General features: G+C 65.5%; 12 protein-coding genes. 6 read left to right on the top strand and 6 right to left on the bottom strand.

Going from position 1 to position 15,670, the window contains the following annotated elements; genetic code table 11:
- Nucleotides 1-40 precede the first annotated feature (40 nt).
- Nucleotides 41-1,660: a serine hydrolase domain-containing protein gene (locus AC1RCO_RS02570; RefSeq protein WP_492617339.1), complete on the top strand. Its 1,620-nt coding sequence runs from the start codon at nucleotides 41-43 to the stop codon at nucleotides 1,658-1,660.
- 34 nt (nucleotides 1,661-1,694) lie between these two features.
- On the opposite strand, the gene AC1RCO_RS02575 is transcribed toward AC1RCO_RS02570, so the two are convergent.
- Complete coding sequence (locus AC1RCO_RS02575; protein ID WP_492617340.1) at nucleotides 1,695-2,417, bottom strand: helix-turn-helix transcriptional regulator; 723 nt, start codon at nucleotides 2,415-2,417, stop codon at nucleotides 1,695-1,697.
- A gap of 502 nt (nucleotides 2,418-2,919) precedes the next feature.
- Between AC1RCO_RS02575 and AC1RCO_RS02580 the strand changes: the two genes are divergently transcribed.
- Nucleotides 2,920-3,474 carry a hypothetical protein gene (locus AC1RCO_RS02580; RefSeq protein ID WP_019094352.1) on the top strand — a complete coding sequence of 185 codons (555 nt, stop codon included), beginning with the start codon at nucleotides 2,920-2,922 and terminating at the stop codon, nucleotides 3,472-3,474.
- A gap of 79 nt (nucleotides 3,475-3,553) precedes the next feature.
- On the opposite strand, the gene AC1RCO_RS02585 is transcribed toward AC1RCO_RS02580, so the two are convergent.
- The 3 genes from AC1RCO_RS02585 to fepB are packed head-to-tail and all read right to left on the bottom strand — an operon-like array spanning nucleotide 3,554 to nucleotide 6,531.
- Entirely contained in the window at nucleotides 3,554-4,585 is a 1,032-nt protein-coding gene (locus tag AC1RCO_RS02585) for a FecCD family ABC transporter permease (protein WP_220222843.1), read from the bottom strand.
- Nucleotides 4,582-5,622: a FecCD family ABC transporter permease gene (locus AC1RCO_RS02590; protein ID WP_011061901.1), complete on the bottom strand. Its 1,041-nt coding sequence runs from the start codon at nucleotides 5,620-5,622 to the stop codon at nucleotides 4,582-4,584. The genes AC1RCO_RS02585 and AC1RCO_RS02590 overlap by 4 nt, the downstream gene beginning before the upstream one ends.
- Before the next feature lie 3 nt (nucleotides 5,623-5,625).
- Complete coding sequence (fepB, locus tag AC1RCO_RS02595; RefSeq protein WP_011061900.1) at nucleotides 5,626-6,531, bottom strand: Fe2+-enterobactin ABC transporter substrate-binding protein; 906 nt, start codon at nucleotides 6,529-6,531, stop codon at nucleotides 5,626-5,628.
- 147 nt (nucleotides 6,532-6,678) lie between these two features.
- On the opposite strand from fepB, the gene AC1RCO_RS02600 reads away from it, so the two are divergent.
- Nucleotides 6,679-7,470: an ABC transporter ATP-binding protein gene (locus AC1RCO_RS02600; protein WP_011061899.1), complete on the top strand. Its 792-nt coding sequence runs from the start codon at nucleotides 6,679-6,681 to the stop codon at nucleotides 7,468-7,470.
- 9 nt (nucleotides 7,471-7,479) lie between these two features.
- Here the strand turns inward: AC1RCO_RS02600 and AC1RCO_RS02605 are convergent, their stop codons facing one another.
- Nucleotides 7,480-8,265: an IclR family transcriptional regulator gene (locus AC1RCO_RS02605; RefSeq protein ID WP_169893601.1), complete on the bottom strand. Its 786-nt coding sequence runs from the start codon at nucleotides 8,263-8,265 to the stop codon at nucleotides 7,480-7,482.
- Between the two features lie 270 nt (nucleotides 8,266-8,535).
- Between AC1RCO_RS02605 and AC1RCO_RS02610 the strand changes: the two genes are divergently transcribed.
- From AC1RCO_RS02610 to AC1RCO_RS02620, 3 genes are all read left to right on the top strand, one after another.
- Nucleotides 8,536-10,629 carry a TonB-dependent receptor gene (locus tag AC1RCO_RS02610; protein WP_026020119.1) on the top strand — a complete coding sequence of 698 codons (2,094 nt, stop codon included), beginning with the start codon at nucleotides 8,536-8,538 and terminating at the stop codon, nucleotides 10,627-10,629.
- Between the two features lie 76 nt (nucleotides 10,630-10,705).
- Complete coding sequence (locus AC1RCO_RS02615) at nucleotides 10,706-12,016, top strand: NtaA/DmoA family FMN-dependent monooxygenase (RefSeq protein ID WP_093403948.1); 1,311 nt, start codon at nucleotides 10,706-10,708, stop codon at nucleotides 12,014-12,016.
- 119 nt (nucleotides 12,017-12,135) lie between these two features.
- Nucleotides 12,136-12,564: a TOBE domain-containing protein gene (locus tag AC1RCO_RS02620; RefSeq protein WP_015636050.1), complete on the top strand. Its 429-nt coding sequence runs from the start codon at nucleotides 12,136-12,138 to the stop codon at nucleotides 12,562-12,564.
- A 28-nt stretch (nucleotides 12,565-12,592) separates the two neighbouring features.
- Here AC1RCO_RS02620 and AC1RCO_RS02625 read toward each other — a convergent pair whose 3' ends face one another.
- A complete protein-coding gene (locus tag AC1RCO_RS02625; protein ID WP_123397342.1) occupies nucleotides 12,593-15,670 on the bottom strand; it encodes an efflux RND transporter permease subunit in 3,078 nt (1,025 codons plus the stop codon).

Genomic DNA, 15,670 nt, shown 5'->3' on the forward strand with positions numbered 1-15,670 from the left:
TCCGCCGGAGCGCCAAGGACCGACGTGACTGGAGAACCCCATGCGTAGACTGTTGACCGCCGTGCTGATCTCGACCCTGGGGGCGGCCTCTCTGGTTCGTGCCGATGGACCAGCGCCATTTTCCAAGGTGTTCGAGGATATTTCGGCCGACCAGCCCGGCTGCGCCGCCGGGGTGATGCGCGGCGGCAAAGTGATCTGGAGCGCAGGCTATGGCGCCGCCGACCTGGCCACCGGAGCGGCGATCCAGGCCGATACCCTGTTCAACCTGGCGTCGGTGTCCAAGCAGTTCACCGGCTTTGCCATCCTCCAACTGCAAGCCCAGGGGCGCCTGAGCCTGGAGGACCCGGTGCGGCGCTTTCTGCCGGAGCTGCCGGCCTATGCCCAGGGCATCAGGATCCGTCACCTGTTGCACCACACCTCAGGGCTGCAGGACTACATGCTGCTGGCCGAACTGGCGGGGATTCCCCTGAGCCAGCGCTTTACCCAGCAACAGGCCCTGGACCTGCTGGTGCGCCAGAACAGCCTGATGTTCCCGCCCGGCAGCGAATTCAGCTACAGCAACAGCGGCTACGTCCTGCTGTCGAGCATCGTCGAGCGAGCCAGCGGCCTGTCGCTGAAACACTACTCCCGGGCGAACATCTTTTTGCCCCTGGGCATGGATCACTCAAGCATCGTCGATCAGTACCCGGTGCAGTTGCCGAACCTGGCCCGGGGCTATGAACCGGGCGGGCAGGGCAAGGCCCAGGTGGCGGTGGATGCGCGCTGGGAGCAGACCGGCGACGGCCAGCTGCACAGCAATGTGGCGGACCTGATGCGGTGGTTGCGCAACCTATCCACCGGGCGGGTCGGGGGCAAGGCGCTGGTGGAGAACATGCGCCAGACCGAGCCCCTGAACGACGGTGATCCCGGCTATTACGGCATGGGCCTTGCCAACCGCAGCTACCGCGGGCTGCAAGAGCTGTCCCACAGCGGCGGCTGGGCCGGTTTCAACACCGACGTGGCCTGGTACCCCAAGCTCGATGTGGCCACGGTGGTGCTGTGCAACAGCGATGACGGCCGTGCCTCGGAGCGCGGCCGCCAGTTGCTCGATACCCTGCTGGGCTCGCCGGCGCCGTCCGGGGAAGCGGACATTCCGCCGCCACCCCCGAGCATCCGGGCGCTGCCCAAGGCCTCGCTGAAAACGCTGGTGGCCGGCACCTACCTGGACGATGGCGGCCATCAGTTGCAGCTGCGGCGCAGCGGCAAGGGTTGGAGCCTGGAAACCTTCCCCGACGTCCTGCCGCTGACCCGGCAGAGCGATGAGGTGCTGGTGGCGGACAACGACGGCACCCCGATCTACCTCGCGGCGGCCCCGGGAGGGCGGATCGCGCTCAACAACCCGGCCTCGACCTATGCCCTGGCCCCGCCCTGGAAGCCCGATGATATCCGCCCCTACGTCGGCCTCTATACCCTGCAAACCAGCCCCGGACAGCTCAAGGTCCATGCCCGGCAAGGCAAGCTTTATGTACGCATCGGCCTGTACACCTACCCGATGCAGCCCCTGACCGCTGAGCGTTTCAGCGCCGGGGAACTGGGGGTGCTCAGCTTTGCCGAGCAAGGCGCGGTGCTGACCAGCAGCGTGGCGCGCAATTTGCGGTTCGGGAAAGTCTTTGCGCCATAGCACGATACGCAGGCCGCAGGTGTCTGTACGCGCTTCATATCTTGCCTTTCTTGATGGCCAGGGCCAGGGCCTGGTGCTTGTTGGGGCTATCGAGTTTTTGCAGGATCTTGGCGATGTGGTAGTCGATCGAGCTTTTGCTCAGGTGCATGCGCATGGCGATATCGGTGGAGGACATGCCATCGGCGGTGTAGCGCAAGATATCGATCTCGCGATCATTCAGGGCTTGCTGATGATCGTTGAAGATGCGCTGCAGGGAGTGTTGGCGGTTGATGTAGTCGATCAGCTTGGCGTAGACCTTGAGGACGCAAGCCGACCAGTCGAGGGGGTCGACGCCTTGCAGGGAACCCTGCTTCAACGAGGCGATCGACAGCACCCCGTAGTTGCCGAAGCTGCAGGGCAGGCCGATGCTCATCCCGGAAAGAAAGCCATAGTCCTTGCCCGCCTGGAGAAACAGTTTGCTCTCGATGAAGTCGTCGCTCCATATTGTCGGGAAGTAGGGGGGCGGAGAATGGATCTTCAGGATCGGGTCCACTGTCCAGAATTTTTCCGCTTCGTAGTCCCGGCGCCAGGCGTAGCTGTAGCTATCGATGTTGTAGACAACTTTGCTGTGGGACTTCAGATCCGAGCGCAGTATGAAAGAGAACTCGGTGTGGTTGGTTTCTCGTTCCAGCTCGGTCCTGATCTCATCACATAACTTGCTCGGGATATTGACTCTCTTGAACTCTATCTCGGGCGATCTTCTCGTATAACGTCCCATTTTCTACTCCTTTAGAATCGGCCTGAAAAATGCGTGGGGAAAGGCCAGAAGTGCGCTTTTCCGAACTCAAGCCGGGACTTGATCCGCACCTCGTGGTGTTTGATCAAGTTGCCTTGGAGGTTCCAGTGTAGTTGCTGGCGAGCGTTTGAAAATGCTGCGAAGGGACGCTGCATACTCCTTGGAATCAGTGCCGGAACTGTTCTGTCAGGTTCTATGAAGTGGGTACTGATGAATTTTGCGGGCACCGTTGAGCGGGGCCGAATGAGCCCCGTGAAGAGGGCGCAAGGAGTCAACTTGTTTGGCAATAGACGCCATTCTGGATATGCAGAAAGATTATCGAAAAGAGGACCGGTAGGCCGTCTCGAAAAGTGCGGGGGGAAGATTTGGTAAAAGTACCAATTTCAGCTTGATTGGGTCGCTTTATAGTCGTTTTCAGCAAGTTGCCATAGCGACTTAGCTGGCAAGAAAACCGTGACCCAACTCTGGAAAAAAGGACTTTGAAATGAACTCGAACCCTGCCAACAAAGTGACTGAAGAACAAAAAAATGCCTTGTTCGTGCTGTCCAAGGTCGCCTATGACGCCGCCGTCGCCCAACGTGTCGAGATGGCCGCAGGCAAACCCGGCCTGGCCTCCTCGCTGAGCCAGCAGCCGCATCCCCAGTCGCTGTGCGGTTGTGGCTGCCAGGAGTATGTGTGCGGCTACTACTGCTTCAGTACCCAGGGCTGTGGATGCAGCAGCTACCTTTACATCAGCTCGAACCTGACCACCATCGGCCCGACGCAAAGCCAGGGCATGCCCGCGCATTTCAACGGCAGCGCGAACGGGCCGATGAACGCCGGCATCAACCTGTCAGATGTCTACATGAGTGGGGTGTTCCCGGATGTCAACAGCGTGGTCAACCACACGTTGCCATTCAACCTGGAGATTTCTTCGGGGGCGGTCACCATGACGTTTTACGACCAGGGGCGGGTGCTGGGGGTGATGCACTCGCTGCCGGGGCACTACTACAACGGCTATTTCCATGGTAGTGGCACCGGGACCTTCACTCTGGCCTGATGGCTGGAGCCTGGTGGACCACCTGGGGCAGGCGAGCCTATTGCTCGCCTGCGTCTTTTTATGCGGTACACGCCGAGGCTCAAACCCGCCGGCTACGGCCCAGCAACCACAACAGGTAGAAACCTCCCAGCAGGCCGGTCATCAGGCCGATGGGCAGGTTGGCGTGGAACGCCAGGCGCTGGCTCAGCAGGTCTGCGGCCAGGAGCAATACCGCGCCCATCAGCGCGCCCGACCCCAGCGGCACTTCGGCGCTGCGGGTCAGGCGCCGGGCCAGTTGCGGGCCGGCCAGGGCGATAAAGGCGATGGGCCCGGCAGCGGCGGTGGCGATGGCAGTGAGGCCGACGGCGGCCAGGACCATGATCAATCGGGTGCGCTCCACCGCGACCCCCAGTTGGCTGGCGGTGGCGTCGCCCATTTCCAGCAGGTTGATGCGCCGGGCGTGGTACAGGGCGATCGGGGCGATCAGCAGCAGGCCCAGGGCCGCCGGCAGTACATGGGACCAGGTGCGGGTGTTCAGCGATCCGGCCAGCCACAGTTGGGCGAACATCGCCTGGTCGAGGTTGCCGCTGACCAGCAGGATGCTGTTCAGGCCGGACAGGCTGGCGCCCACGCCGATGCCCACCAGCACCAGGCGATAACCCCCGCTGCTGTGGCCGTTTCGCGCCAGCAGCAACACCAGCAGGGCGGTGCCCAGGCCGGCCGCCACTGCCGCCAGGGACGTGGCCAGGGGGCCGGCATCGAACAGCATGATCTGCACGATGGCGCCGCTGGCGGCGCCGGTGGTGAAGCCGATCACGTCCGGCGAGCCCAGGGCATTGCGCGAGATCGACTGGAAGATCGCCCCGGCCATGCCCAGTGCCGCGCCCACCAGGGTCGCGGTCAGGGCCCGGGGCAGGCGCACGCGTTGCAGCACCCGCTGGGCGGTGGGGTCCTGGCCCTGGCCCAGCAGGTTGGCTAGCACCTGTTCCGGGCCCAGTGACAGGCTGCCGGTACCCAGCAGCAGCGCCCAGAGCAGCAGCATCGCCACCAGCAGCACGGCGCAGACCAGGGCCGTGCGCGGTTGCCAGCGCAGCGAGAGCGAGCCCAGGCGCAGGGCCTTGAGCCCCTTCACAGGCGGCTCAGGCGAAAGCGCCTGACCAGTACGATGAAGCACGGCCCACCCAGCAGCAGGGTGATGATGCCGGCGGCGATTTCTTCCGGCGCTGCCACCACCCGGCCGAGCACGTCCGCCCCCAGCAGCAGGCCGGCGGCCAGCAGCGCCGAGTAGGGCAGGATCCAGCGGTAGTCGGTGCCCACCAGCATCCGCGCCAGATGGGGCGCCACCAGCCCGACAAAACCGATCGGCCCGGCCACGGCGGTGGCGGCACCGGCCAGCAGCATCACCGCCAGGCAGGCCAGTAGCCAGGTCAGGCGCAGGTTCACTCCCAGGGCGCGCCCCAGGTCCTGGCCCAGGGCCAGGGCGTTGAGCTGGGCGGCGATCCCCAGGGCCAGGGCCAGGCCCAGCGCGATGGCCAGGGCCGGAACCTGCAGCAGGGCGAAGCCGCTGCCGGACAGCGAGCCCGCGGCCCAGTGGCGAAAGTGATCGAAGACCTCGGGCGGGCTGTTGAGCACGATGATCCCGGTCAGTGAAGTCAGCATCACTGACAGCCCGGCGCCGGCCAGCACCAGGCGCACCGGGTTGGTCCCGGTCTCATGGGCCTGCCCCAGCAGGAACACCACCACTCCCGCCAGCCCGGCGCCGCCGAACGCCAGCCACAGGTACTCGGCCAGGCTGGTCAAGTGCAGCAGCGCCACGCCGCCGATCACCGCCACGGCGGCGCCGGCATTGATGCCCAACAGGCCCGGTTCGGCCAGCGGGTTGCGAGTCACCGCCTGCATCACCGCGCCGGCCACCCCCAGGGCGAGGCCGGCCAGCAGGGCGATCAGGGTCCGGGGCAGGCGCAGTTCACGCAGGATCAGGTGCTGGTCGTTGTGCAGGTCGGGTGCCTGCAACGCCTGCCAGGTCACGCTCAGGGGGATCGCCCGGGAGCCGATGGCCAGGCTCAGCAGGGCCAGCACCAGCAACAGCGCCAGCCCGGCCAGCAGGCCCCAGGTGCGGTGGTGAGGGCGCGACAGCGGTCGGGCCAGGGGCTGGGCAACGAGGTTCATGGCTTAGCGAAAGTGCGCGGCGACGGCATCGATCATCTGCCGTCCCGAGTAATAGTCGATGCGAAACGAACTCGGGCCCAGGGCATACACCCGCCGGTTGATCACCGCTGGCAGGTTGGCCAGCACCGGGTCGGCGAGGAACGCCTGCACGTCGCCGTCGGTGGCGCTGAGCAGGAACACGCTGTCACCGGTGATCGCCGCCGGCAGGTTTTCCCGGGAGATGAACTGGAAGTCCGACGCCCGGGTGACCTTGCCCGCCAGCGCCTCGGGCAGCTCCGCGACCTTGAAGCCAAGAGCGCCGAGCAGCCGGGCCTGGGGGCTGTTCAGGCGGCCGATGGAATAGCTGCCGGCAATGTTGTAGCCCACCACGCTCACCGGCCCCGGGGGCGGGGTGATGCGGGCGGCGGTTTGCGCGGTGTACTGGTCGAAGCGCTGGATCGCCGCCCGGGCCTGTTGCTCCAGGCCGGTGCGCTGGCCCAGGGCGGTGGCGATGTCTTGCCAGCTCTGGTTCGAGTAGTCCACCACCAGGGTCTCCAGGCCCTGGGCCTGCAGCTCGCTGCGGTGGGCGACCACGCTGTCGGCGCCGGTGGCGGACACCACCAGCAGGTCCGGGTCAGCGGCGATCACCGCTTCGATATCGAATTGCAGGTTGCGGTACAGCACCGCTACGCCGCGCTGCCTGGCCACTTCTGCCCACTGGGAAAAGAACCCGCGCTCATCGGTGAGGCGGCTGGGGGTGGTGGCGGCGCTGGCCACCAACGGCGCATCCATGGCCAGCAGGATCCCGGTGACGCTGGGGCTGGTGGAGACGATGCGGGTGGGGGTGGTGCTTGCCCCGAGGGCCAGCTGGCAACTCAGGGCCAGGACCGCTGCACTGAGCAGCCGGGCGCAAAGACGTGGGTTCATCATCGATCCATCGGACGGTAAAGGGTGGGGCGCAGGGGCCTGAACAGCAGAACCATATGATAATGCTTCTCATGCAATGCGTTCCATATTGTAGAATCCATTCCGCAATTGCAATACTGCAAGCGCTTGTCTCCCAAGGAAAACCCCGCCATGACTCACCGTTTGCACGCCGATGCCGTGACCTTGCGCCACGACGCGCGAATCATTTCCCAGGGCCTGTCCCTGAGCATTCCCGACGGCTCGTTCACGGTCATTGTCGGGCCCAACGCCTGTGGCAAATCCACCTTGCTGGCGGCGTTGTCCCGGCTACTGGCACCGGCTGAAGGGCGGGTGGTGCTCGATGGCAAGGACATCCGCCAACTGCCGGCCCGGGAAGTGGCCCGGCGCCTGGGCCTGCTGCCGCAAAGCGCCATGGCGCCGGATGGCATCAGCGTTGCCGAACTGGTGGCGCGCGGGCGCTATCCGCACCAGTCGTTGCTGCGCCAGTGGTCGAAGGAGGATGAGCAGGCGGTGCGCGGGGCGATGGCCGCGACCCGGGTCGAGGCGCTGGCCGAACGCTTGCTGGACGAGTTGTCCGGCGGCCAGCGCCAGCGGGTGTGGATCGCCATGGTGCTGGCCCAGGAAACGCCGATCCTGCTGCTGGACGAGCCCACCACCTACCTGGATATCGTCCATCAGATCGAGCTGCTGGAGCTTTTGGCCGAGCTCAACCGCCAGGGCCGGACCATCGTCGCGGTGCTGCATGACTTGAACCAGGCCTGCCGCTATGCCAGCCACCTGATCGCCCTGCGCGACGGCGCCATCGTCGCCCAGGGCGCGCCGGCGGCGATCTTCACCGAGGCCCTGGTGGAGCAGGTGTTCGGCCTGGCCTCGGTGATCATCCGCGATCCGGTCAGCGGCACGCCGTTGATGGTGCCCAAGGGCCGGATCGACCCGGCCTGAAGCCACGGTTCAGGGGCGCGCCGGCAACGCTTCCTGGGGCACGCGCTGGCCACCGGTGGCCTGGTTGACCTGGGCCGCTTCATGGAACAGCGCATCGCGGTCTTGCGGGGCCTGCAATTGCCCCAGGTCAGTGACCGTGGTCATCACGCAGACGATCTCCTGCTGGGCGTCGAATACCGGCGCGGCCTGCCCGGTGACGTTGGACAGCAGGTGGCTGGTGAGTTCGGCCCAATGCCGGCGTCGCACCTCGTCGAGCACCGCGGCACTGGGCGGGGTGCCGCGAAAATGCGCCGGCTGCTGCTTGCGCGCCGCGTCGATCACGGCCTTGGGCAGAAAGGCCTGGAACACCAGGCCGCAGGCGGTGTTGTCGATGGGCAGGATGTCCCCCAGGGCCAGGGGGTTGATGGAGAAATAGGCGCTGCGGTACCAGCGCACCAGAGTCGGCCCGCGGTCGGTCCAGATCGCCACGCCCCCGCTGGCGGCATGCCGCTGGGCCAGGGCTTTCATGCGCTGGGCGGCGATGTCCACCGCATCGATGCGCTTGAGCGCGCCAATGCCGATGCTCAGGGCCGCCGGGCCCAGGTCGTACAGGCCACTGAGCGGGTCCTGCTTGGCCAGCCCTTCCTTGACCAGGCTTTGCAGGTAGCGGTGGGCGGTGGAGCCACCCGTGCCGGTGCGCCGGGCCACTTCTCCCAGGGCCAGCTCGCCCTCGGCATTGGCCAGGGTGTTGAGAAAACGCGCGGCGATCGACACCGACTGGATCACCCCGGAACGTTTTTCCGGCGGTGCATCCAGGGTCTCGTCCAACGGGGGCTGCGAACTGTTCAACGGCTGGGTCTCCTCACCAATGTCTGGCCGCGTGGGGTACGCAGGCTACGGCCTGCGCGGCGCTGGCGCTAGCGGCGGCCATGATACCGGTTCCACCGCCTGCCTGGGACGGGGGAATGCGCCCGGGCCAAAAGTGTAGATCATTCCAATTTGCAGAATGTATTCCGTATTGAGGAATGTCATGGCAGCGTGATAGCCTAATCGTGAAAGAGGATCATTCTCATTTGGAAGGAAGTTTTGATGGCCCTTACGCACCGCACATTCAGTCACGGTATTGGCGTTCTCACCTTGTCCACCCTGCTGGCGAGCCCGCCGCTGATGGCCGAGGACAGCAGGCAGCCGGACAAGCCGGGGAAAGGCAGCCTGGCCCTGGAATCGCTGGTGGTCACCGGTGAGAAACTCGACCGCGAGCTGAAGGACACTGCCTCCTCGGTGTCGATCATCACCGACCGCGATATCGACCAGAACAAGACCGGCGATGCGTCGGTGTCGGAGGTCATCAACGGCAGCCCCAACGTGATCTACACCGATTCGGTGGGCGCGCCGATCATCCGCGGCCAGGACACCCAGGGCCCGAACAACGGGCAGAACGTGTTCTGGGGCGGTACGGTGCCGCGGGCCACCATCAACCTGGACGGCCACTACCTGAACTACAACGAGATGTTCTTCGGCGCGACCTCGGTCTGGGACCTGGACAGCATCGAGGTGTTCCGCGGCCCGCAGACCACCTCCCAGGGCGCCAATGCGATTGCCGGGGCGATCATCGTCAACACCAAGAACCCGACCTTCACCCCCGAGGCGGCCTACCAGGCGGAGATCGGCAGCTACCACTCGCGGCGCAGTTCGGTGGCGGTGTCCGGGCCCCTGGCCCAGGACTTTGCCGGGCGCCTGGCAGTGGACTATTCGGCCCGCGACACCTTCATCGACTACGACAACCCGAAGTTCCAGGGCGGCAAGACCGACCAGGATTTCCGCAACCTCAATGCCCGGGCCAAGCTGCTGTGGTTGCCCACCGACATTCCAGGGCTGGAAAGCCAGTTCACCTTCGCCCACAACGACAGCAACCGCCCGACCCAGGAAGCCGCCTCGGCGCCGTTCCACAAGCTGGAGCACAGCTCCACCACCATGCCGTCCTGGGAACAGGACACCAACACCAGCATCCTCGACGTCTCCTATGAGCTGGGTAATGGCCTCAAGCTGTTCAACCAGGCGCAGTATTCGCTGTCGTCGGTGCACCGGGTGACCGGGGCGGCGGGCGAGGGCGATGCCGACATCCACCAGAAGAACGCCTCCAACGAGTCGCGCCTGACCTTCGGTGAGAAAGAGGACCTGCTCAGTGGCATGGGCGGGATCTACTACGCCCGCACCCGCACCGACGAAACCCTCAACCTGCGGGGCCGTTCGGCCTTCGACGACACCAAGACCAACCTGGGAATCTTCGGCGAGCTCAACTACCGGCTCACCGACCTGTGGACCCTGAGCACCGGCCTGCGCTACCAGCAGGACCACATCGAGCGCACGGGCAACTCGGTGCTGGCTCCCGGCGCGCTGAACTACGACAAGACCTTCTCCACCGTGCTGCCCAAGGTTTCCCTGGCCTACGCCGCCACCCCGCACTGGACCGTCGGTGGCCTGGTCAGCCGGGGCTACAACCCGGGCGGTGTGTCGCTGAACCTGACGACCCGGCAATGGGCCTATTTCAAGGAAGAGTCGATCTGGAACTATGAGCTGTTCAGCCGCGCGAGCTTTCTCGACGACCGCCTGCTGATCAACACCAACCTGTTCTACATGGATTTCAAGGACGCCCAGTACAACATCCCGGTGGTGATTTCCCCGGGGGTGGCACAGTCCTACACCATCAACGCCGAGAAGGCCCACGCCTATGGCCTGGAGCTGGATCTGGACTATCGCCTGCTGGACAACCTGCGGCTCAAGGCCAGCGCCGGTACCTTGCGCACCCGCATCGACAAGATTTCCAGCAACGCCGACTACGCCCACAACGAGTTTGCCCGCTCGCCGGGCTACACCCTGAGCGTCGGCCCCAGCTGGGACATCACCGAGCGCCTGAACCTCAATGCCCAGGTGCGCTACCTGGACGGCTACTACTCGGATACCGCCAACACCTCGGCCTATTCGATCAAGCCCTACACCCTGACCGATGCGCGCATGAGCTACCGCTTCAACGACCAGGTGCAGCTCTATGGCTACGTCAAGAACGTCTTCGACGACCGCTCGCCCACCTACATGCAGCAGAACCGCGGCATCGGCGGCATCGAGGCCAGCATGACCCAGCCACGGACCCTGGGCATCGGCGTCAAAGGGGCGTTCTGAGGCCCCCGGGAACCCGTCGCCGGCCGCCCTCCGAGGGGCTGCCGGCGTTCATTCGTACACAGGAGATTGGCAACAGATGAGTAACCGCAAACGCCTGCATATCGGCATGTCCCTGGCCCCCACCTGGCTCAGTGGCGATGCCTGGCGCCAGCCCGACAGCAATATCGAAGGCATCTACAGCGCCGACTTCGCCGTGGACATCGCCAAGCGTTCCGAGGCCGCGCACCTGGATTTCGTGTTCCGCCCCGACGTCAGTTGCCTGAACATGGACGGCCTGGAAAGCGGCTCGGGTTTCGCCAGCCTCGATCCCACGGTGCTGCTGGCGTGCATCGCCCGGGAGACGTCCCGCATCGGCCTGGTGTCCACCGTTTCCACCACCTTCTTCCCGCCCTATGTGGTGGCGCGCCAGTTGCAGTCGCTGCATTGGGTGAGCAACGGCCGCGCCGGCTGGAACATCGTCACCGCCTTGCAGGGCCACGAGAACTTCGGCCTGGAGGCCATGCCCGGCGCGGATGAGCGCTATGCCCGGGCGGCGGAGTTCACCCGCCTGGTGCACGACCTGTGGGCCAGCTACCCCAACCAGGCGCTGCTACTGGACCGGGAGAACGGCCGTTACGCCGACCGCAGCCAGGTGCACCCGGTGGACCATGCCGGCGAGCACTTCCGGGTGCGCGGCCCGCTCAACCTGCCGGCGTTCGGCAAGGCACGGATTCCCCTGGTCCAGGCCGGCGCCTCGGACACCGGTCGCGACTTTGCCGCCTCGGTGGCCGACCTGGTGTTCGCTCCGACCCCGGACAAGGATGCGGCCCTGGAACTGCGTCGCGACCTCTCGCAACGGGCCCGGCGCCACGGCCGCCGCCCCGAGGACATCCGCCTGCTGCCGGGCCTGAGCCTGTACCTGGCGCCGACCCGGGAACAGGCCCGCGAGCTGTTCATGCAAACCCACGGGCGCCCGGACAACGCGCGCAAGTTCGCCTCGATCCAGCAGATGATCGGCCTCGATTTAAGCGACTGGCCCCTGGACCGCCCGGTGAGCGCCGCCGACCTGCCGGCCCCGGTGCACAACCCCGGCAGCCGTACCCACACCAACCTGCTGCGGCGGTTGATCGAGCGCGAAACCCTGCGCCTGGACGAACTGCTGCTGCGCCCGGAAGTGATTTCCGCGGCCCACTGGCAAGTGATAGGCACCGCCGAAGATGCATTTGCACAGATCGTGGAATGGGCCGAGGCCGGCGCCATGGACGGCTTTATCGCCGCGCCGGGGGGCTCGATTCGTTCGATGCACATTTTCCTGGAACAGGTGATACCGATGCTGGTGGAGGCGGGGCTGTTTCGCGAGCGCTATAGCGGCACGACCTTTATCGAACACCTGCAAGAGCAGGATTGACCCGGGGCCTGCGAGAAATATCCGGCTTTGAGTGGCGGGCGCTATGGTTGTTTCTCCACAACGTGCGCCCGGATCATGCCGGGCGATCCTAACCCCGCAGTCAATAAAAGGAATGCAACATGAAAGTCAGTGCACGCAACGTGTTCAAAGGCCGGGTCAGCCAGGTGGAAGAGGGTTCGGTCAACGCCGAGGTGGTGCTGTCCCTGGAGGGCGGCGAGCAACTTGTGGCGGTGGTGACCCTGCAAAGCCTGCGTAGCCTGGGCATCGCCCCGGGCACCGAGGCCCTGGCCCTGGTCAAGGCACCCTGGGTGATGCTCATGACCGATGCCGAGGGCATCCGCCTGTCCGCTCGCAACTGCCTGCAGGGCAAGGTGATCAGCGTCACCGATGGTGCGGTCAACGCCGAAGTGGTGCTGGAGCTCAGCGGCGGCAGCCAGGTGTATTCCATCGTCACCCGCGATGCGGTGACCGAACTGGGCCTGGCTCCGGGCGTCAGCGCCACGGCGGTGATCAAGGCTTCCCACATCATCCTGGGCGTGCCGGCCTGATACCCGGCGGTTTCGATCGAGCAGGGGTTCAGGCGCTGTCGGAAGCTCCGGCATCCGCCTGCGCCCCCGGGTTCTCGATGCTTGCGGCAGAGTGCGTACTGCCAATGAACAGGTACATGGCCGGCACCATGAACAGGGTCAGCAGGGTGCCGATGGACAGCCCGGCGAAGATCACCAGGCCCATGTCGTGGCGGCCCGCCGCGCCGGCGCCGGAAGCCCAGACCAGCGGCACCACCCCCAGGACCATGGCCGCGGTGGTCATCAGGATCGGCCGCAGGCGCACTGCGGCGGCTTCTTCGATGGCTTCGCGCTTATTGTGGCCGGCGCGCTGCAATTGGTTGGCGAACTGCACGATGAGGATCCCGTGCTTGGTGATCAGCCCCAGCAGCGTCACCAGCCCGACCTGGGTGTAGACGTTGATCGAGGCGAACCCCATGGTGATGAAGGCCAGGGCGCCGAACAGCGCCGGCGGCACCGAGAACAGGATCACCACCGGGTCGCGATAGCTCTCGAACTGGAACGCCAGGGCCAGGTAGACGATCAGGATCGAGAACAGCAGCAGGCCGACGAACCCCCCCGACTCCTGGATGAACTGCCGTGATTCGCCGGCGTAGTCGCTGGAGTAACCGGACGGCGCCACCTGTTCCAGAATGCCCTTGAGCCGGGCCAGCAACTCGCCCTGGGACACGCCGCTGACCCCGGACAGGGTCGCCGAGTTGAGCTGCTGGAAGTGGTTGACCGACTCAGGCTCGGTGGAGGTTTCGATATGGGCCACGGTGCGCGCTGCAATCATCGCCCCCGACGGGGTACGGATGTAGTAGTCGAGGATCTGTTCGGGGTTCAGCCGGTCTACCTGCAGCACCTGGGGGATCACCTTGTAGGAGCGCCCGGCGGTGGAAAAGTAGTTCACGTAGTTGCCCCCCAGGGCCGCCGAGAGCGCGGCGCCGACGTCGGCCTGGGTCATGCCCAGGGCGGCGATCTTTTCCCGGTCCACCACCAGCTTGGCCTGGGGCTTGTCGAGCTTGAGGTCCAGGTCGGAAAACCAGAACAGCTGCTGCTTGGTGGCCTCGGCCAGTACCGCCTGGGCCACCTCGTTGAGGTTGGCCACCGACTCGGTGGTGCTGATCACGAACTGCACCGGCAGGCCCTGGGCGCCGGGCAGCGAGGGCAGGGGGAAGGCGGCGATGGTGGCGCCGGGCACCTGGTTCCACTTCTGTTGCAGGTCGAGGATCAACTGCGCCTGGGAGCGGTCACGATCCTCCCAGGACTTGAGCAGCACCCCGCCCAGGCCCTGGTTCAGCGAGGGCAGGCCGGTGAGCTGGAACATCTGCAGGTACTCGGGCTCCTTGTTGGCGATCTGGAACGCCTGGTCGGCAATCCACTCCATCTGCTGCGGCGAGGCGGTGGGCGCGCCCTTGATCTGCATGAACACCAGGCCCTGGTCCTCGGTGGGCGACAGCTCGCTCTTGGCGGTCAGGCCACTGGCGGCCACCAGCACGAACAGCAGGAAGCCGAAGGTCACCAGCACCGGCCAGCTATCCAGCCCGGCCGCCAGCACCCGGTGGTAGCGCCCCCGCAGCCAGTCGAAGTAGCGGTCCAGGCGCTTGGCGAACCGGCCTTCCTCCTGGCCGCTCTTGAACAGCCGCGAGGTCATCATTGGCGACAGGGTCAGGGCGATCACCGCCGACACCGTCACTGCGCCGGCCAGGGAAAAACAGAACTCCTTGAACAGCGCCCCGGTCAGGCCGCTGCGCAGGCCGATGGGCACGTAGGCGGCGATCAGCACCACGGTCATGGCGATGATCGGGCCGCCCAGCTCGCGGGCCGCCAGCAGCGCCGCCTCCAGTACGCCGCGGCCTTGCTCCTTGATATGCCGGTCGACGTTTTCCACCACGATGATGGCGTCGTCCACCACAAGACCGATGGCCAGCACCAGGGCCAGCAGGGTCAGCAGGTTGATGGAATAACCCAGCAGGTACATGACGAAGAAGGTGCCCACCAGCGACAGCGGGATCGCCACCAGCGGCACGATCACCGCACGGAACGAGCCGAGGAACAGGTAGATCACCACCGAGACGATGATCATGGCTTCCACCAGGGTCTTCACCACCTCGAAGATCGAGGTGTTGATGAAGGCCGTGGAGTCGTAGACGATCTCGCCGCGCACCCCGGCCGGCAGTTGCGATTGCAGTTCGGGGAAGGCTTTGCGCACGTTGTCGGCGACGTTGAGGATGTTGGCGGTGGGCGCTGCCTTGATGCCGATGAACACCGAGCGCTTGCCGGAGAAAGCCACGCTGCTGTCGTAGTTTTCCGCCCCCAGGGTGACGTTGCCCAGGTCCTCCAGGTACACCAGGGCGTCGCCGTTGTGCTTGACCACCAGGCGCTTGAATTCGTCCACCGTGTGCAGGTCGGTGCCGGCGGTGAGGTCCACGGTGATCATCTGCCCCTTGGTGGAGCCCACGGCGGACAGGTAGTTGTTGTTGCCCAGGGCCGTGGCCACGTCCTGGGCGGTGACGTTGTGGGCCGCCAGCTTGTTCGGGTCGAGCCAGGCCCGCAGGGCGAACTGGCGGCCGCCGAGGATCTCTGCGGTCTGCACGCCTTCCAGGGAATCGAGCTTGGGCTTGACCACCCGCACCAGGTAGTCGGTGATGTTGTTGGTGGCCAGGGTGTCGCTGTAGAACCCCAGGTACATGGCGTCGGTGGTCTGGCCCACCGCTACCGTCAGCACCGGTTCCTGGGACTGGGCCGGCAACTGGTTCTTCACCGAGTTGACCTGGGTGTTGATCTCGGTCAGCGCCTTGCTGGAGTCGTAGTTCAGGCGCAGGGTCGCGGTAATGGTGGAGAGCCCGGTGATGCTGGTGGACGACAGATAGTCGATGCCCTGGGCCTGGGCGATGGCGGCCTCCAGGGGCTGGGTAATGAAACCGGCCACGGTGGCGGCGTCGGCCCCGTAGTAATAGGTGCTGATGGTGACCACGGTGTTTTCCGTGCGCGGCCACTGGTTCACCGGCAGCTCGAAGATCGAGCGCAGGCCCAGGATCAGGATGAACAGCGAGACCACCACGGCCCAGACCGGACGCTTGATAAAGGTATCGGTGAAGTTCAT

The sequence above is a fragment of the Pseudomonas sp. GW823-FHT03E05 genome, assembly GCF_058796855.1.